General features: G+C 72.5%; 18 protein-coding genes. 8 read left to right on the top strand and 10 right to left on the bottom strand.

Annotation, left to right across the window (positions count from 1 at the left end; translation table 11 throughout):
* The first annotated feature begins 24 nt into the window (after positions 1-24).
* Positions 25-855 carry a class I SAM-dependent methyltransferase gene (locus ACE3QY_RS10140; protein ID WP_374455891.1) on the top strand — a complete coding sequence of 277 codons (831 nt, stop codon included), beginning with the start codon at positions 25-27 and terminating at the stop codon, positions 853-855.
* Here the strand turns inward: ACE3QY_RS10140 and ACE3QY_RS10135 are convergent.
* From ACE3QY_RS10135 to ACE3QY_RS10115, 5 genes are all read right to left on the bottom strand, one after another.
* Positions 836-2,158, bottom strand: coding sequence for a hemolysin family protein (locus ACE3QY_RS10135; protein ID WP_374455890.1), 1,323 nt, complete (start codon positions 2,156-2,158; stop codon positions 836-838). The genes ACE3QY_RS10140 and ACE3QY_RS10135 overlap by 20 nt on opposite strands.
* 15 nt (positions 2,159-2,173) lie before the next feature.
* On the bottom strand, positions 2,174-2,632 hold the full coding sequence (ybeY, locus tag ACE3QY_RS10130; protein WP_374455889.1) for an rRNA maturation RNase YbeY: 459 nt from the start codon (positions 2,630-2,632) through the stop codon (positions 2,174-2,176).
* The gene (locus ACE3QY_RS10125) at positions 2,629-3,663 is read right to left on the bottom strand and encodes a PhoH family protein (RefSeq protein ID WP_374455888.1); all 1,035 of its coding nucleotides are present in this window, start codon (positions 3,661-3,663) and stop codon (positions 2,629-2,631) included. Before ACE3QY_RS10125 ends, ybeY begins: the two co-directional genes overlap by 4 nt.
* A 231-nt stretch (positions 3,664-3,894) precedes the next feature.
* Positions 3,895-5,106 (bottom strand): hypothetical protein, encoded by a 1,212-nt coding sequence (locus ACE3QY_RS10120; RefSeq protein WP_374455887.1) that lies wholly within the window; start codon positions 5,104-5,106, stop codon positions 3,895-3,897.
* Positions 5,106-5,459 carry an HIT domain-containing protein gene (locus tag ACE3QY_RS10115; RefSeq protein ID WP_374455886.1) on the bottom strand — a complete coding sequence of 118 codons (354 nt, stop codon included), beginning with the start codon at positions 5,457-5,459 and terminating at the stop codon, positions 5,106-5,108. The genes ACE3QY_RS10120 and ACE3QY_RS10115 overlap by 1 nt, the downstream gene beginning before the upstream one ends.
* A 74-nt stretch (positions 5,460-5,533) precedes the next feature.
* On the opposite strand from ACE3QY_RS10115, the gene ACE3QY_RS10110 reads away from it, so the two are divergent.
* From ACE3QY_RS10110 to ACE3QY_RS10100, 3 genes are all read left to right on the top strand, one after another.
* Positions 5,534-6,475 (top strand): Gmad2 immunoglobulin-like domain-containing protein, encoded by a 942-nt coding sequence (locus ACE3QY_RS10110; RefSeq protein ID WP_374455885.1) that lies wholly within the window; start codon positions 5,534-5,536, stop codon positions 6,473-6,475.
* Between the two features lie 75 nt (positions 6,476-6,550).
* Entirely contained in the window at positions 6,551-7,072 is a 522-nt protein-coding gene (locus ACE3QY_RS10105) for a SigE family RNA polymerase sigma factor (protein WP_374455884.1), read from the top strand.
* Positions 7,069-8,061 carry a Gmad2 immunoglobulin-like domain-containing protein gene (locus tag ACE3QY_RS10100; RefSeq protein ID WP_374455883.1) on the top strand — a complete coding sequence of 331 codons (993 nt, stop codon included), beginning with the start codon at positions 7,069-7,071 and terminating at the stop codon, positions 8,059-8,061. The genes ACE3QY_RS10105 and ACE3QY_RS10100 overlap by 4 nt, the downstream gene beginning before the upstream one ends.
* Before the next feature lie 30 nt (positions 8,062-8,091).
* Here ACE3QY_RS10100 and ACE3QY_RS10095 read toward each other — a convergent pair whose 3' ends face one another.
* Genes ACE3QY_RS10095 through hrcA form a run of 3 tightly spaced genes read right to left on the bottom strand, consistent with a single transcriptional unit; the run spans position 8,092 to position 11,020 of the window.
* Positions 8,092-8,832, bottom strand: a complete 741-nt coding sequence (locus ACE3QY_RS10095) for a 16S rRNA (uracil(1498)-N(3))-methyltransferase (protein WP_374455882.1) — start codon at positions 8,830-8,832, stop codon at positions 8,092-8,094.
* Between the two features lie 8 nt (positions 8,833-8,840).
* Positions 8,841-10,001, bottom strand: a complete 1,161-nt coding sequence (dnaJ, locus tag ACE3QY_RS10090) for a molecular chaperone DnaJ (protein WP_374455881.1) — start codon at positions 9,999-10,001, stop codon at positions 8,841-8,843.
* Positions 9,998-11,020, bottom strand: coding sequence for a heat-inducible transcriptional repressor HrcA (gene hrcA, locus ACE3QY_RS10085; RefSeq protein WP_374455880.1), 1,023 nt, complete (start codon positions 11,018-11,020; stop codon positions 9,998-10,000). The genes dnaJ and hrcA overlap by 4 nt, the downstream gene beginning before the upstream one ends.
* Positions 11,021-11,101: 81 nt before the next feature.
* Between hrcA and ACE3QY_RS10080 the strand changes: the two genes are divergently transcribed.
* The 3 genes from ACE3QY_RS10080 (at position 11,102) to ACE3QY_RS10070 (ending at position 13,114) form a co-directional block, all read left to right on the top strand.
* On the top strand, positions 11,102-11,953 hold the full coding sequence (locus ACE3QY_RS10080; protein ID WP_374455879.1) for an MBL fold metallo-hydrolase: 852 nt from the start codon (positions 11,102-11,104) through the stop codon (positions 11,951-11,953).
* A 47-nt stretch (positions 11,954-12,000) separates the two neighbouring features.
* Positions 12,001-12,684 carry a hypothetical protein gene (locus tag ACE3QY_RS10075; protein WP_374455878.1) on the top strand — a complete coding sequence of 228 codons (684 nt, stop codon included), beginning with the start codon at positions 12,001-12,003 and terminating at the stop codon, positions 12,682-12,684.
* A 61-nt stretch (positions 12,685-12,745) separates the two neighbouring features.
* On the top strand, positions 12,746-13,114 hold the full coding sequence (locus tag ACE3QY_RS10070; RefSeq protein WP_374455877.1) for a hypothetical protein: 369 nt from the start codon (positions 12,746-12,748) through the stop codon (positions 13,112-13,114).
* Between the two features lie 17 nt (positions 13,115-13,131).
* Here ACE3QY_RS10070 and ACE3QY_RS10065 read toward each other — a convergent pair whose 3' ends face one another.
* Positions 13,132-13,395: a hypothetical protein gene (locus ACE3QY_RS10065; RefSeq protein WP_374455876.1), complete on the bottom strand. Its 264-nt coding sequence runs from the start codon at positions 13,393-13,395 to the stop codon at positions 13,132-13,134.
* A gap of 46 nt (positions 13,396-13,441) precedes the next feature.
* On the opposite strand from ACE3QY_RS10065, the gene ACE3QY_RS10060 reads away from it, so the two are divergent.
* The gene (locus ACE3QY_RS10060; RefSeq protein WP_374455875.1) at positions 13,442-14,287 is read left to right on the top strand and encodes a DUF3097 domain-containing protein; all 846 of its coding nucleotides are present in this window, start codon (positions 13,442-13,444) and stop codon (positions 14,285-14,287) included.
* A gap of 347 nt (positions 14,288-14,634) precedes the next feature.
* On the opposite strand, the gene hemW is transcribed toward ACE3QY_RS10060, so the two are convergent.
* A complete protein-coding gene (hemW, locus tag ACE3QY_RS10055; protein WP_374455874.1) occupies positions 14,635-15,852 on the bottom strand; it encodes a radical SAM family heme chaperone HemW in 1,218 nt (405 codons plus the stop codon).
* Positions 15,853-16,027 lie beyond the last annotated feature (175 nt).

Below are 16,027 nucleotides of genomic sequence, written 5' to 3'. Positions count from 1 at the left end.
CGAGAGCTCTGGAAGGAGCACGGAATGACCAGCACCACCACCGCGGCACCCGTCGACGCGGATGCCGCACTGAAGCAGAAGCACCGCACCATGTGGGCGGCCGGCCACTACGACCGGGTCGCCGACGAGATCATCCCGGTGCTGGGCGAGCGCGTGGTCGCCTCGCTCGGCATCGCGCCCGGCGAGCGGGTCCTCGACATCGCCGCCGGCAACGGCAACGCGTCCGTCCCGGCCGCTCGCGCCGGCGCGCGGGTGGTGGCCTCGGACCTGACGCCCGAGCTGCTCGAGATCGGCCGGGCCCAGCACCCCGACCTGGACATCGACTGGGCCGTGGCCGACGCCGAGGCGCTGCCGTGGCCCGACGCGACGTACGACGTCGTGCTCAGCACCGTGGGCGTGATGTTCGCGCCGCACCACCAGGTCGCCGCCGACGAGATGGTGCGCGTGCTGCGCCCCGGCGGGCGGTTCGGCCTGGCCAGCTGGACCCCCGACGGCTTCATCGGCCGGGTGTTCGCGACGATGAAGCAGTTCGTGCCGCCGCCGCCCGCGGGCGTGCAGCCGCCGCCGCTGTGGGGCAGCGAGGCGCACGTGCGCGAGCTGCTCGGCGACCGGGTCGAGGGGCTGACCTTCGAGACGGCGTACGTCGACGTGGACGCGTTCGGCGGTCCGAGCGACTTCCGGACCTACTTCCGCGAGAACTACGGCCCGACGCTGGTGGCCTACCGCGGCCTGGCCGACCAGCCGGAGCGCGCGGCGGAGCTCGACGCCGCCCTCGACGAGCTCGCGGCGGGGTTCCGCGACGCCGCGGGGCGGATGCGCTGGGAGTACGTCCTGGTCAGCGGCCGGAGGCGTTGACCCCGGGGGCGGCGTCGGTCTCGGCGGCGTCGTCCTCGGCGGGCAGCACCGACACCAGCACGGTCTCGATCTTGTTGCGGCGCCCGGTCGCGCGCTCGGCCTCCAGCCGGAGGCCGTGGCACTCGACCACGGAGCCGGGGATCGGGACCTTGCCGAGGTGCTTGGCCATCAGGCCGCCCACGCTGTCGACGTCGTCGTCCTCGACGTCGAAGCCGACCAGCTCGTCGAGGTCGTCGACCGGGTAGCGGGAGGAGACGCGGATGGCGCCGCCGTCGAGGTGCTCGACCTCGACCTCCTCGGCGTCGTACTCGTCGGTGATCTCGCCGACGATCTCCTCCAGCACGTCCTCGATGGTGATCAGGCCGGCCGTGCCGCCGTACTCGTCGACGACGACCGCGATGTGCTGACGGCGCGCCTGGAGCTCGCTGAGCAGCGCGTCGACGGGCTTGGAGTCCGGGACGTAGTGGACCGGGCGCATCACCTCGTCCACCCGCTGGGTGAACTCCACGTCGGGGGCCTCGAAGTCGCGTCGGACGAGGTCCTTGAGGTAGGCCATGCCGACGATGTCGTCGAGGTTCTCCCCGATGACGGGGATGCGGGAGTAGCCGCTGCGCAGGAACAGCGAGAGGGTCTGGCGCAGGTTCTTGTGCCGCTCGATGTAGACCACGTCGGGGCGGGGCACCATCACCTCGCGGGTGATCGTGTCACCGAGCTCGAAGACCGAGTGGATCATCTTGCGCTCGCCCGACTCGATCACCGCGGACGCCTCGGCGAAGTCGACGAGCTCACGCAGCTCCACCTCGGTCGAGAACGGGCCCTCGCTGAAGCCCTTGCCGGGGGTGATCGCGTTGCCGAGCATGATCAGCAGGGCCGGGATCGGGCCGAGGATCGTGGTCACGAGCGACAGCGGCCCGGCCGAGAGGAGGGCGACCTTCACGTCGTGCTGGCGGCCGACCGTGCGCGGGGCGACGCCGATCGCCACGAACGAGACGACCAGCATCACGCCGATCGTGGTGAGCACCGTCGGCAGCAGGTCGCCGTGGAAGGCGTCGCGTGCCCACGTCGCGACCAGGACGATCGCGCTGATCTCGCACAGCAGCCGCAGCAGCAGGGCCGTGTTGAGGTAGCGCGCGGGGTCGCCGAGCAGCATGACCAGGCGGGTCGCACCGGGGCGTCCCTCGGCCTTGAGCTCCTCGGCGCGGGCGCGCGAGAAGCCGTTGAGGGCGGCGTCGGCGGCCGAGAACAGGCCGGCGAGCACGACCAGCAGCGTCGCCGAGGCGAGCTGCCAGATGTCGGCGGTCATCTCAGCAGCGCCGACTCACGAGGTCTCGGACGAGCGCCACTTGCCGAGCAGCTCGTCCTGCAGGCCGAACATCACGGCGTGCTCCTCGGGCTCGGCGTGGTCGTAGCCGAGGAGGTGGAGGATGCCGTGCACGGTGAGCAGGTCGATCTCGGCCTCGCGCCCGTGGCCGGCCTCGGTGCCCTGGCGCTCGGCGACGGACGGCGACAGCACGAGGTCACCGAGCACCCCCTCCTCGGGCTCCTCGTTGACCTTGCCGGGCCGCAGCTCGTCCATCGGGAAGGCGAGCACGTCGGTCGGGCCCTCCTTCTCCATCCACTGCTCGTTGAGCTCGGCGATGGTGTCCTCGTCGACGGCCTTGATGCACAGCTCGGCTTGCGGGTGGACGCGCATCTCGTCCATCACAAACCGCGCCAGCTGGGAGAGACGGCGTACGTCGAGCTCGAGGCCCGACTCGTTGAGGACCTCGATGCTCACCGCTGGCCCCGTCCGCGGTCGGGGCGGCTGCCCGCCGACTTCGGTCCCTTGGCCGCGTTGTGGGCGTCGAAGACCTCGTAGGCCTCCACGATGCGGCCCACCAGCCGGTGGCGTACGACGTCGGTGCCGGTGAGGCGGCAGAAGGAGATGTCCTCGACGCCGTCGAGGATGCCCTCGACCACGCGGAGCCCGGACTTGGTGCCGGACGGCAGGTCGACCTGGCTGGTGTCGCCGGTGACCACGATGCGCGAGCCGAAGCCCAGCCGGGTCAGGAACATCTTCATCTGCTCGGGCGTGGTGTTCTGCGCCTCGTCGAGGATGATGAAGGAGTCGTTGAGCGAGCGGCCGCGCAGGAACGCCAGCGGCGCGACCTCGATCGTGCCGGCGGCCAGCAGCTTGGGGATCGTCTCCGGGTCGACCATGTCGTGCAGTGCGTCGTAGAGCGGGCGCAGGTAGGGGTCGATCTTCTCGCTGAGCGTGCCCGGCAGGAAGCCGAGCCGCTCGCCCGCCTCGACGGCCGGACGGCTCAGAATGATCCGGTTGACCTCCTTGGCCTGCAGCGCCTGCACGGCCTTGGCCATGGCCAGGTAGGTCTTGCCGGTGCCCGCCGGGCCGATGCCGAAGGTGATGGTGTGCTTGTCGATCGACTCGACGTAGCGCTTCTGGTTGAGCGTCTTGGGTCGGATCGTGCGCCCGCGGTTGGACAGGATGTTGAGGCTCAGCACGTCGGCCGGGCGCTCCTGCGTCTCGGTGCGCAGCATCTGGATGATCCGCTCGACGGTCTCGCCGGTGACGCCCTGGCCGGTGCGCACGAGCGTGACGACCTCGTCGAGCAGCCGCTCGGCCGTCGCCACCTCGGCGGACTCGCCGGTCAGCGTGATGCGGTTGCCCCGGACGTGCACGTCGGCCTGGAACGCCCGCTCGATCAGCCTGAGGTGCTCGTCTCCCGGGCCCAGGACCGAGACCATGTCGATGCTGTTGGGTACGACGACGGTGTGGGTCGGTCGGACCTGTGGGGTCGTGTCAGTCATGGATGCCCGTGACGGGCGGCCTTCCGGGTCGGTGGCAGAGCCCTTCCATGCTACCGAGCGGGTGGCGTACGGCCCACCCGGTTACGCCTGCCTCATCCCGTGGTGGCGGCACATCGCACTCCAGGCACGTCCTCCGGTGCAATCTGCCGCCACCCTGGCGGCGTACGACACCCACACCGCCCGATCCGATGTCGTGCGCCGCCACCCTCAGGCGGGCAAGCAACGGGAAGGTCAGGGGCGGGTGATCTGCAGCATGCCGAGGCACATCTCGTCGGTGGTGCCCTCGCCCCAGACGACGTAGCGGTCGGGCTGGCCCTCGAACGACGGGAGCTTGTCGCGCAGCCACTGGACGTGGCGGCACGTCACCTTCACCTGCTGGAACGGCTCGAGGTGGATGGGCGCGATCGGCCGGCTGCCCTGGTCGTCGAAGTCCCAGACCGGGATGTCGAGGATGGTCCGCGCCTGCGGCGTCCCCGGGTTGACCTCGATCGTGATCGAGCGGCCGAGCAGGTGCATGTGCCCGGCGACGCCGTGGATCGTCATCGGCTCGGCGAGGGTGCGCACGCACGACTGCACCTCGCCCGGCTGCGGCTTCGTCCCGCACAGGACGTGCAGGAGGTCGGCGGTGTTGCCCTCGGCACCGAACCGCTCCTTGACGTCGGCCAGTGCGGCGTCGCGGTCGCACAGGGGCCCGTCGTCGTGCTTGGCCCGGCAGGGCAGCTCGACCGGCGCGGGCAGGAGCATCGTGTGCAGCGCCTCGTAGGGGCGCTTGCCAGGCGCCAGCCGCAGCTGGGCGGCGGAGGTGTCGGGGCCGATGCCGGCGAGCAGGTTGTAGTGAACCTGCATCACGATCCGGCTGCCCTTGGCCAGGCGGACGCCGAAGCCCGGCTTGACCACCGACTCCTTGCCGCCGGGCGCCCAGGCGCCGATCCACGCGGCGTCGTCGACGTTCTGGAACGCGTCGAGGCCGGTGCCGCCGAAGCAGGTCCAGCCCTCACCGTCCTCCGCCGCGTCCTTGGCCTCCGCCGCCGCGGCCTGCTCGGGCGGGACCTGGAACAGGATCACGTGGTGCACCACGTCCGGGTTGCCGGGCAGGACGTGGGTGCCGGTGAGCCAGGCGTCCTTCTGCAGCTCCGGGTCGAGCAGGAAGCAGCGGTAGTCGTCGGTGCCGGTGCCGTAGGGGGCCGACGGGGTGTAGCTGCCCGGCATCGCGATCGTCGTACGTGACTCCCCCGCGCGCAGCGGCCGCGCCTTCGCCGGCTCGGCGTAGTGACCGTGCCCCTCAGCGGCGGCCTCCGCCGATGGCGAGGCCTGTTGAGCCGGCTGTGTGGCCCGGTCCTCCGACGAGGAGCCGTCGGTCGAGCCGTCGGATCCGCTGCAGGCGGACAGCGTCATCAGCCCTGCGGCGAGGAAGGTGGCGGCGAGGGCACGGGTGCGGCACATCAGATCAGGGACTCCGTCATCCGCGACGAGCCGCCGAGCACGTGCAGGTGGGTGTGGAACACGGTCTGGCCGGCGCCCGCTCCGGTGTTGGCGATCAGCCGGTAGTCGGCATTGCCGGCGGCCCTGGCCACCTCGTCGGCCAGCGAGACGAGGTGCCCGATGATCGCCGGGTCGGCGGCCGCGGACGCTGCGGCGTTCTCGTGGTGGTCGTGCGGGATCACCAGGGCGTGGAACGGCGCCTGCGGGCGCAGGTCCTTGATCGCGATCGCGTGGTCGTTGCTGCCGAGGACCTCGGCCGGGATCTCACCGGCGACGATGGTGCAGAAGATGCAGTCGTCCGACGTGTCGCTCATCCTCCAAGCCTAGGGTCTGGCGACGCGGCGTGTAACCGATCGGCGCGGCTCCGCGTCCAACTACCGTGAGCCGCATGACCTTCCCCATGTCCCTGTCCGTACGACGCTGGGCGGGCGCCGCCGCCTTCGTGGCCGGCAGCCTGGCGCTGGCCGGGTGCGCCGCGGACGACCCGGTGCCGGCGTCGGGTGACGCCACCGACGCCGCCAAGCCGACGAAGAAGCCGAGCCGGTCGGCCTCACAGGAGCCGACCGAGCAGCCCGCCTCGGAGTCGCCGTCGGAGCCGTCGAGCACCGTGGTGCCCGTCTACTACGTCGGCGACGGCCCGGGCGGGAAGCCGGTGCTGTTCCGGGAGTTCCACCGGGTCACCGGCGACCCGCTGACCGAGGCCGCGAGGCTGGTGGCAGGCGGCGGGCAGCCCGACGACCCCGACTACCGCACGCTGTGGCCGCAGGTCGAGCTGTCGGTGGCCTACAGCCCCGACGGCGTCTTCGTCGTCGACATCCCCTCCGACGCCTTCACCGAGCGACCCGACGGCATGTCCGAGCGCGGCGCCGAGCTGGCGATGCAGCAGCTGGTCTACACGCTGCAGGGCGTGCAGCAGGAGCGGGCCCCGGTGCAGGTCAAGCGGGGCGGCACCGACTTCCGCCTCTTCGGCCTGCCGTCGGACACGCCGTACGAGCAGGCGAGCCCGCTCCGCACCCTCAGCCTGGTCAACATCACCTCGCCCGCCGAGGGCGACACCGTCACCGGCGACACGCTGACGGTCACGGGAGTGTCCAACTCCTTCGAGGCCAGCGGCCCGTGCCGCCTCATCGCCGGCGACGAGGAGGTGGCCCTCGAGGGCTACCAGGCCGAGGGCTGGATGGACGACAGGCTCTTCCCGTTCGAGGTCGAGCTCCCGCTCGCCGACGTCGGCTCCGGCGACGTGCTGCTCCAGTGCGAGACCGACGACCCCAGCGGCGGCACCGAGGGCGACGGCCCGAGCGTCGACACCAAGCTGATCCACGTCGGGTAGCCGTCAACCGACGCGCCTGCTCGCGCGTCCCACTGCGTGACCATCCAGACCAGACCGCGCCACGGGGGGCTGCCGGTGCCGGACCTCTCCGCCGCCGACGCGGACACCGCAGTGGAGCAGCTGTACGCCGCCCACTGGCGCCAGCTCGTGCGGCTCTCCGTGCTGCTCGTCCACGACCAGGCTGCCGCCGAGGACGTCGTGCAGGACGCGTTCGTCGCGATGCACGGCAAGTGGGGGCGGCTGCGCGACCCCGACAAGGCGCTGGCGTACCTGCGCCAGGCGGTCGTGAACCGCTCCCGCTCGCAGCTGCGCCACCGCGGCGTGGTCGAGCGGCACGCGCGGCGGACCACGGTCGCCGACGTGGTCGTGGACGGCCCGTCGGTGGGCGGCGCCCGGCGCGACGCGGTCAAGGACGCCCTGCGCCAGCTGTCCGAGCGCCAGCGCGAGGTGCTGGTGCTGCGCTACTACCTGGAATGGTCCGAGGCACAGATCGCCGACGCGTTGAACATCTCGCGCGGCGCGGTCAAGGCACACGCACACCGAGGCAGCGCCGCCCTGCGCGACCTCCTCGGCGACTGGTGGGAGGACCCGGCATGAACGACCAGCTGATGAGGGACCTCCTCCACGAGGTGGCCGACGACATCGAGCCGGCCGACCGACTGGACGCCATCCGCGCGGCCACCGGGCGTCGTACGCACCGGGGGTGGTGGGCGGCCGGCGGGGCAGCGCTCGTCGCCGCGTCGGTGGTCACCGCGTTCGCGCTGACCACCGGGGGCTCGCCGAGGCGCGCCGCTCCCGACGTCGCCACCCCGGCGCCCACCAGCACGGCGACGGATCCGGTCCGCACTGAGGGCCTCTCCGTGACCGTCTACTACGCCGGGGAGGCGCCAGCGGGCGTCCGGCTCTACCGCGAGCGCCGGCAGGTGGACGCCGCGAACCCGGTCGACGCGGCCGTCGTCGCCCTGGGACTCACTCCCCTCGACGCGGACTACCGCACCCTCTGGCCGGCCGACGTGATCCGGGACTGGTCCTTCGACGGGGTCGGCGACGACGGGCAGATCGGCGTCACGGTGGACCCGTCCGTGCGCGAGCGGCCGGCGTCGATCACGCCCGAGGAAGCGTCACTGGCGGTGGAGCAGGTGGTGCGCACGCTCCAGGTCGCGACCGAGTCCTCGGCACCCGTCCAGTTCTACGCCGACGGCAACCCGATCGACCAGGTGCTCGGTGTCCCGACGAGCGAGCCGCTGGCGCCCGCACCCGACCTCGACGTGCTCTCGCGCGTCAACCTGCTGAACCCCGACGAGGGGCAGGAGGTCGACAACGACGGCGGCCTGGTCGTCGAGGGGCTGGCCAACTCCTTCGAGGGCAACGTGGTCATCCGCGTCCAGCGCTGGGAGGGCACGGCCGTGGTGGCCGAGGTGCCGACGATCGCGGGGTGGGGCGGGGAGGGGCTCTACCCCTTCATCGAGCGCCTCAACCTCTTCGACGTCCCGGCCGGTGAGTACGTCGTCATCGCCCAGACCGACGACCCGTCGGGTCAGGGGATGTCCGACACCGACACCAAGCGGATCACGGTCGTCGACTGAGCCTCCGTCGGTGGTTGAGGTGCGAGCGGTCTAGGCCCAGCGGGGCGTCCGGGCGAGCAGCGCGGCGACGGCGACGACGCCGGCGGTGGAGGTGCGCAGCACCTCGGCACCGAGCCGCACGGTGACGGCGCCCGCGGCCTCGAGCACCTCGAGCTCGTCGGGGGCGATGCCGCCCTCGGGACCGACGACGACCACGATCCGCCCGGAGGTGGGTACGTCGATCGCGCTGAGCGGCGCGGTGGCGTCCTCGTGGAGGACGAGGGTCAGGTCGGCCTCGGCGACCACGGCGGCCAGGTCGGCCGTCGACGCCAGCGGCGTGACGGTCGGCAGCCAGGCGCGGCGCGACTGCTTCGCGGCCTCGCGGGCGGTGGCCTGCCACTTCGCGTGCGACTTCGCGGCGCGCTCCCCCTTCCACACCGCGACCGAGCGCGACGCGGCCCAGGGCACCACCCGGTCGACGCCGACCTCGGTCAGTACCTCCACGGCCAGCTCGCCGCGGTCGCCCTTCGGCAGGGCCTGCACGACGGTGATCGCCGGCGACGGCGCCTCCTCGTGCGCGACCTCGGCGATCGTGACGCTGAAGACCCGCTTGCCGGTCGCGGCCACCGCCCCGGTGACGGAGGTGCCGAGGCCGTCGGTCAGCACGACCTGCTCGCCCTCGCGGAGACGACGTACGGCGACGGCGTGGTGGGCCTCGTCACCGGTCACCTCGACGAGGGAGCCGACACCGACGCCGGCCAGCGACTCGACGAGGTGGACCGGGAGGGACACGCTCGGCCTCAGGCCTGGAAGGCGTCGCGCAGCCGGCCGAACATCGACTTGTGCGGCGCCTCGACCTGGCCGTCGGGCGACTCCTCCCCGCGGATCGCCGCGAGCTCGCGCAGCAGCTCCTCCTGACGCGGGTCGAGCCGGGTCGGGGTGTCGACGACGACGCTGACGACGAGGTCGCCGCGGCCGCCCCGCAGGCTCGGCACGCCGAAGCCGCGGATGACCTGCTCGCTGCCGGACTGGGTGCCGGCGCGGACGTCGAGGTCGTACGTCGTCTGCGTGTCCGACTCCTCGGACGCGAGGTCGGCCTCGAGCAGCGGAAGCGTCAGCTGCGTGCCGAGCGCCGCCGCGGTCATCGGCAGCGAGACCGTGGTGTGGAGGTCGTTGCCGTGGCGGGTGAAGGTCTTGTGCGGCTCGACGTGCATCTCGACGTAGAGGTCGCCGGCCGGGCCGCCGCCGGGGCCGACCTCGCCCTGACCGGTGAGCTGCACGCGCGTGCCGTTGTCGACGCCGGCGGGGATCTTCACCGTCAGCGTCCGGCGCGAGCGGACGCGGCCGTCGCCGGAGCACTCGCGGCAGGGATCGGGGATGATCGAGCCGTAGCCGCGGCAGGCCGCGCAGGGACGGAGCGTGCGGATCTCGCCGAGGAACGAGCGCTGCACGACGGCGACCTCGCCCTGGCCGTGGCACGTCTCGCAGGTCGTCGGCGACGTGCCCGGTGCGGTGCCCTGGCCCTCGCAGGCCTCGCAGCGCAGCGCCGTGTCGACCTTGAGGTCCTTGGTGACGCCGAAGGCGGCCTCCGCGAGCGTCACGTCGAGCCGGATCAGGGCGTCCTGGCCGCGCCGTGCGCGCGAGCGTGGTCCGCGCTGCTGTCCACCGGCCGCGGCACCGCCGCCGAAGAACGCGTCCATGATGTCGGTGAACGAGAAGCCCTGCCCGGCACCGCCGAAGCCCTGGCTGAACGCGTCACCACCACGGTCGTACGCCGCGCGCTTGCCAGGGTCGCTCAGCACCTCGTAGGCGCGCGAGACGTCCTTGAAGCGCTCCTGCGTCTCCGGGTCGGGGTTGACGTCGGGGTGGAGCTGCCGCGCGAGGCGGCGGTAGGCCTTCTTGATGTCGTCGGCGCTCGCGTCGCGCGAGACGCCGAGGATCTCGTAGGGGTCCTGGGTCACTGGTTTCCTTCATCGAGGATCCGCGAGACGTAGCGCGCGACCGCGCGCACGGCTGCCATGGATCCGGGGTAGTCCATGCGGGTGGGGCCGACCACGCCCAGCGAACCGAGGTGGTTCTCCAGCGGGCCGTAGCCGGTGGCCACGACGCTGGTCGCGGCGAGCTCGGTGTAGGGGCCTTCGTGGCCGATGCGGACGGTGACCGCGTCGGCGCCCGACTCCCCGAGCAGCTTGAGCAGCACGACGTGCTCCTCCAGCGCCTCCAGCAGCGGCCGGACGGCGGTGTCGAAGTCGCCGTAGCGGGCGAGGTTGGCGGTGCCACTCACCGCGACGCGCTCATCGCTGCGGTGGTCGGACATCGCCTCGGCGAGGACCGTCACCACGGCGCGCGCCGAGTCGGCCTGCTCGGGGCGTACGTCGTCGGGCAGCACGCCCAGCGCCGCAGCCGCCTCGGCGATCTGCACACCGGCACTGGCCTGGTTGATGGCCACGCGCAGCTCGGCGAGGTCGGCGTCGCCCAGCGGCGCGTCGAGCTCGACCAGGCGCTGCTCGACCCGACCGGTGCTGAGGATCAGGATCAGCATGAGCCGGGTCGGCGTCAGCGGCACCAGCTCGACGTGCCGCACGGTCGAGCGGGAGAGCGTGGGGTACTGGACGATCGCGACCTGGCGGGTCAGCTGGCTGAGCAGCCGCACCGAGCGCTGCACCACGTCGTCGAGGTCGACCGCCGAGTCGAGCAGGGTCGAGATGGCCCGCCGCTCCGCGGCGCTCATCGGCTTGAGGGTCGCGAGCTTGTCGACGAAGAGCCGGTAGCCCTTGTCGGTCGGCACCCGGCCGGCGCTGGTGTGGGGCTGGTGGATGTAGCCCTCCTCCTCGAGCACCGCCATGTCGTTGCGGACCGTGGCCGGGGAGACCCCGAGGCCGTGCCGCTCGACCAGCGCCTTGGAGCCCACCGGCTCCTCGGTCGCGACGTAGTCCTCCACGATCGCGCGCAGCACGTCGAGCTTGCGGTCGTCGACCATGGAGCCCTCCTTGCTGGCAGTCGTTCTGGCACTCGTTCGGCTGGAGTGCCAACTCTACTAGCAGCCCGTAGTGTCCCGAGCATGCCCGACTTCACCGAGGTGGCGCCGCGGGTCTGGGTGGCGCACTACGACTGGATGCACGTCAACATCACCCTCGTCGGCGGGTCCGACGGACTGCTGATGGTCGACACCCACGGCTCGGCCGCGGAGGCGCGGCTCGTGGCCGACGACGTACGCCGTCTCGGCGCGGGTCCGCTGACCGGCCTGGTCAACACCCACGAGCACTGGGACCACCACTTCGGCAACGCCACGATGGTCGAGCAGTTCGGCGAGATGCCGATCCACGCCACGGAGTGGGCGCGCGACCACATCGAGGAGTCGGCGGCCCGCACCTTCGAGATGTACGACCAGGCCACCGACAACCCGCGCCGCGACGAGGTCCTCGCCACCACGCTGCACCTGCCCACGCACACGTTCTCCTCGGTCGTGCAGCTCGACCTCGGCGACCGGGCCGTGGAGCTGATCCACCCCGGTCGCGGCCACACGGCCGGCGACCTGGTGGTGCGCGTGCCCGACGCCGACGTCGTCCTCGGCGGCGACCTGGTCGAGGAGTCCGACCCGCCGTTCATCGGCGACGACTCCTGGCCGCTGGAGTGGCCGGCGACCCTCGATCTGGTGATCGGGCTGATGACCGACGCCACCGTCGTGGTCCCCGGCCACGGCCAGGTGGTGGACAAGGAGTTCGTGCAGGACCAGCGCGTCGAGCTCGGCGTGATCGCCGAGACCATCCGCGACCTCGCCTCCCGCGGGGTGCCCCAGTCCGAGGCGCTGGCCCAGGGCGAGTGGCCGTGGGACCCCGAGCGGCTCGTGAGCGCCGTACGCCTCGGCTACGAGCACCTGCCGCGCAGCCAGAAGCGGTTGCCGTTGATCTGAACCGCCTTCAAGATTAGGGTTGCCTTACCTAATCCTTGGAGGTGGCGATGATCCCGGCCCACGCAGCCCTGATCGCGCGGAGCGTGCTGTCGTGCCCCGCCACGATCACCCTCCGGGTGGGAGGCACCGACGAGGAGCTGCGCGACGAGACGTACGACGTCACCTGCGACGTGCACGGCACCCCGGTCTTCAGCGCGTCCGACACCTCTGCCCTGCTCACGGCCGCCCACGTGGGGGTCGACGGGGTGGTCGAGGTGACCAGTGGGCTGGGGACGCCGGGCTCGCGCGAGCGGCGGCTCACCCTCGTCCTCGAGGGGCAGCTCGCGGTGCGCGGCAGCGGCTGCGAGTGCTGCGGTGACCCGCGGTCGCTGGTGGCGGTCGAGCTGACCGCGGTGACGCTCTACCGCGACTCGCTCGCGGTGCCGGTCGGCCTCGCCCAGTTCCGCGACCGTCGCCACGTCCTCAACCAGGGCTACCTCCAGCGCACGGCCGAGCACGCCAACGACGCCCACGAGGGCGAGCTGCGCTCCGCGATGGCCGCGGCCTTCGGCCTCCCCCTCCAGTCCCTGCTCGCGGCGAGCCTGCTGCGGGTCGACACCTCCGGGGTCGACGTGTCGTGGCTGGACGCGGCCGGTGCCCACACCGAGCGACTCGACTTCCTCCGCACGGTGTCCTCCCCGCAGGAGCTCGGCGCGGCGCTGCGCTCGCACCTCCACGCGGGCATCTGCTGAGCCGCGTGAGCCCACCCCCACGGGGCTGGACGACCCATCGGGGCACCGGTAGGACTGGGTGATGACCGAGAACAGCGGATCCCAGACCGACCCCGGCGAGACCCCCGAGGCCGGGAGCGGCACCAGCCCGGCCGACTCGGACCACTCCGGCGGCACCGCCTCCCCCGACGAGGCGACGTTGGGCGGCATCTCCGACGACCAGCTGCCCGAGGACCTCCAGCCCGGTGAGGACAATCCGCTCGCCGAGCCGCTCGATCCCGACGACGAGGCGACCAAGAGCCAGGACGAGCTGGAGATGGACGCCACCCAGGAGGACCTGGGCAACCCGACGGTCGAGTCGAGCGGCGACTCCGACGAGGAGGAGTCCGAGGACGAGCCCGCCGCCAACAGCGGCGAGGGCGCCGAGGGCGACGGCGTCGCCGAGGGCTGAGCCGGGTCGGCCGGCCGTCAGCGTCCCTGGGTGCTCGCGAGGAACCAGATGAAGCCGGCGAAGCCGCCGATCACGACCACGACGATCGCCGCGGAGATGCCGAGGTCGATCCACAGCGGCAGCCGGACCGGACGGAACACGCCGTCCTCGACCTCCTCACGGCGCAACAGGTCGCGGATCCCCCGCCGGCGCCGGCCCGCACCGGCCGCGTCCGTGCGATCGACCGTCGGGACCGGCCGCTGCCGCTCGTCGGTGCGTGCTCTTGCTGCGCGTGCGTCCACGGCGTGCCCCCCGGCTATCTGGTCGTCGGCCGCCTACCGTAGCCCGGTGCCTCACGATCGCTACGGAACCGACGTCCTCTCCGGCGACTGGCGTGTCCCCAGGAACGGGCGCGCCGTCGAGGTCCCCACGGAGCTCGGCATGGTCGTCGAGGAGGTCACCACCGACTGGTGCGGCGAGGTGGTCGCCGTGGACCGCGACATCGACACGCTGACCCTCGAGGACCGCCGCGGCAAGCGGCGTACGTTCCCGCTGGGGCCGGGCTTCCTGCTCGAGGGCAAGCCCGTGATCCTCACCCGCCCCGTCCGCGCCGGCGCACCCGCGGCCCCCACGCGTACGGCGTCCGGCTCCGTCGCGGTGCCCCACGCCCGCGCCCGCGTCGCCCGTGCCAGCCGGATCTTCGTCGAGGGCCGCCACGACGCCGAGCTCGTCGAGAAGGTCTGGGGCGACGACCTCCGCATCGAGGGCGTCGTCGTGGAGTACCTCGGCGGCGTCGACGACCTCGCCGACCACCTCCGCGACTTCAAGCCCGGACCGCAGCGCCGCGTCGGCGTCCTGGTCGACCACCTGGTCCCCGGGTCGAAGGAGGCGCGGATCGCCGCCAACATCGCCCGCTCCCCCGTCGGCAAGCACGTCCTCGTCGTCGGCCACCCGTTCATCGACGTCTGGCAGGCGGTCAAGCCCGACCGGCTCGGCATCCCCCGCTGGCCCTCGGTCCCCAAGGGCATCGACTGGAAGTCGGGCACCTGCCAGCAGCTCGGCTGGCCCCACCGCGACCAGGCCGACATCGCCCGCGCCTGGAAGCACATCCTCGGCCGGGTCAGCTCCTACGCCGACCTCGAGCCCGCCCTCCTCGGCCGGGTCGAGGAGCTCATCGACTTCACGACGCAGTGACACTGGCGCCTCCGCTTCGCTTCGGCGCGTGTCGCGGCGCTCGTAACCCGCTCGTTCGTCGTCGCGCCTTCGCCTGACTTAGCTAGGGACGTACTGGTAGGTGACGCACATCCACGACCTACCAGTCCGTCCCTAAGTACCCCGGCGCTCGCCGCCCGGATCGCCCCAGCCTCCCGAGCCCACGCGCTCGGCGCCCGACGTCGTCTGGAGTGAGGAGGGAGCGAGTGCGGCGAGCGCAGCGAGACAGCTCGGGAGCGACGAGGGAAGACGACGTCTTGAAGGGCGCCGAGCACGCGCGAGCGGAGCGAGCGCCAGACAACACCGTCCCCAGCCCGAAGCAGCCGGACCTACTCCACCAGGTCGCGGACCACGGCGTCGGCGAGGAGGCGGCCGCGCTGGGTGAGGACGAGTCGCTCGGCGGCGAGCTCGACGAGCCCGTCGGCGACCATCCGGGCGACCTGGGCGCGGCCGGAGGCCTCGAGGGCGCTGACGGGAAGGCCCTCGACGAGGCGGATCTCGAGGAGGATCCGCTCGGTCCGCTGGTCGCGGTAGCCGAGGACCTCCCGGGCGAGGGCGGGCGAGACGCCACGCCCGAGCCGTTCGGCGTACGCCGCCGGGTGCTTGACGTTCCACCAGCGCACGCCGCCGACGTGGGAGTGCGCGCCGGGGCCGACGCCCCACCAGTGGCCACCGGTCCAGTAGAGGAGGTTGTGCCGGCACCAGTGGTCGGGCGAGGTCGCCCAGTTGGACACCTCGTACCAGCTCATCCCGGCGCTGGCGAGGCGCTCGTCGGCGAGGTGGTACTTGTCGGCGAGGTCGTCCTCGTCGGGCATCGGCAGCTCGCCGCGCGCGACCTGGCGGGCCATCGCGGTGCCCTCCTCGACGATGAGGGAGTACGCCGAGACGTGGTCGGGCTGGCAGGCGAGGGCGGCGTCGACCGAGGTCCCCCAGTCGGCGAGCGACTCCCCCGGCGTGCCGTAGATGAGGTCGAGGCTGACGTCCTCGAAGCCCGCCTGCCGTGCCCAGTCGACGACGGCCGGCACGCGCATCGGGTCGTGGGTGCGGTCGAGGGTGCGGAGCACGTGGTCGACCGCGGACTGCATACCGAAGCTGATCCGGTTGAAGCCGAGCGAGCGGAGCTCCTCGAGGTCCCACGCCGCGACGCTGTCGGGGTTGGCCTCGGTGGTGATCTCGACGTCGTCGACCAGCCCGAACTCGGCGGCGGCGCTGGCCACGATCGCGCCGAGGTCGGCCGGCTTGAGCAGGGTGGGCGTGCCGCCGCCGAAGAAGATGGTGTCGATCGGCACGTCGCGGTGGCCCAGCACGTTGCGGGCGAAGCGGATCTCCCGGATCGCCGCCTCGGCGTACGACGACCGGCTGGCGCCGACCTCGTCCCCCAGCTCGTGGGCGGTGTAGGTGTTGAAGTCGCAGTAGCCGCACCGGACGCTGCAGAAGGGCACGTGGACGTAGAGACCGAAGGGCTTGCTGCCGAACTCGGCCCTCGCCTCCTCGGGGAGCAGGCCGTCCTCGGGGGCGACGTCGCCGTCGGGCTGAGCGGGGGGCACAGCGGTATCCAACCACCCCCGGGACGGCATCCGTTCACCGTCGCGGTGTAACCGTCTGTGACAGGTCCGGCCCGGTCCCCACATGGCGGACGGGTGCCAGCGGTATCCGCTGGCACCCCTCCCACCGGGGGTCGGGTGGGCCCCGGCACGGGGGGCCAGAGGGCTCGGCGGGCAA

Origin of the sequence: Nocardioides sp., from assembly GCF_041913365.1 — a bacterium.
Lineage (GTDB): Bacteria > Actinomycetota > Actinomycetes > Propionibacteriales > Nocardioidaceae > Nocardioides.
Note: the sequence above shows the minus strand (reverse complement) of the source record. Positions and strands in the feature narration are given on the sequence as shown.

Bases quoted from the DNA above. Each gene is read 5' to 3' on its own strand.
- ACE3QY_RS10120 (WP_374455887.1), bottom strand. From the start codon at position 5,106: ATGTGCCGCACCCGTGCCCTCGCCGCCACCTTCCTCGCCGCAGGGCTG.
- hrcA (WP_374455880.1), bottom strand. From the start codon at position 11,020: ATGGTCGACGACCGCAAGCTCGACGTGCTGCGCGCGATCGTGGAGGAC.
- ACE3QY_RS10140 (WP_374455891.1), top strand. From the start codon at position 25: ATGACCAGCACCACCACCGCGGCACCCGTCGACGCGGATGCCGCACTG.
- ACE3QY_RS10080 (WP_374455879.1), top strand. From the start codon at position 11,102: ATGCCCGACTTCACCGAGGTGGCGCCGCGGGTCTGGGTGGCGCACTAC.
- ACE3QY_RS10135 (WP_374455890.1), bottom strand. From the start codon at position 2,158: ATGACCGCCGACATCTGGCAGCTCGCCTCGGCGACGCTGCTGGTCGTG.
- ACE3QY_RS10075 (WP_374455878.1), top strand. From the start codon at position 12,001: ATGATCCCGGCCCACGCAGCCCTGATCGCGCGGAGCGTGCTGTCGTGC.
- ACE3QY_RS10110 (WP_374455885.1), top strand. From the start codon at position 5,534: ATGACCTTCCCCATGTCCCTGTCCGTACGACGCTGGGCGGGCGCCGCC.
- ACE3QY_RS10125 (WP_374455888.1), bottom strand. From the start codon at position 3,663: ATGACTGACACGACCCCACAGGTCCGACCGACCCACACCGTCGTCGTA.
- ACE3QY_RS10115 (WP_374455886.1), bottom strand. From the start codon at position 5,459: ATGAGCGACACGTCGGACGACTGCATCTTCTGCACCATCGTCGCCGGT.
- ACE3QY_RS10070 (WP_374455877.1), top strand. From the start codon at position 12,746: ATGACCGAGAACAGCGGATCCCAGACCGACCCCGGCGAGACCCCCGAG.
- ACE3QY_RS10100 (WP_374455883.1), top strand. From the start codon at position 7,069: ATGAACGACCAGCTGATGAGGGACCTCCTCCACGAGGTGGCCGACGAC.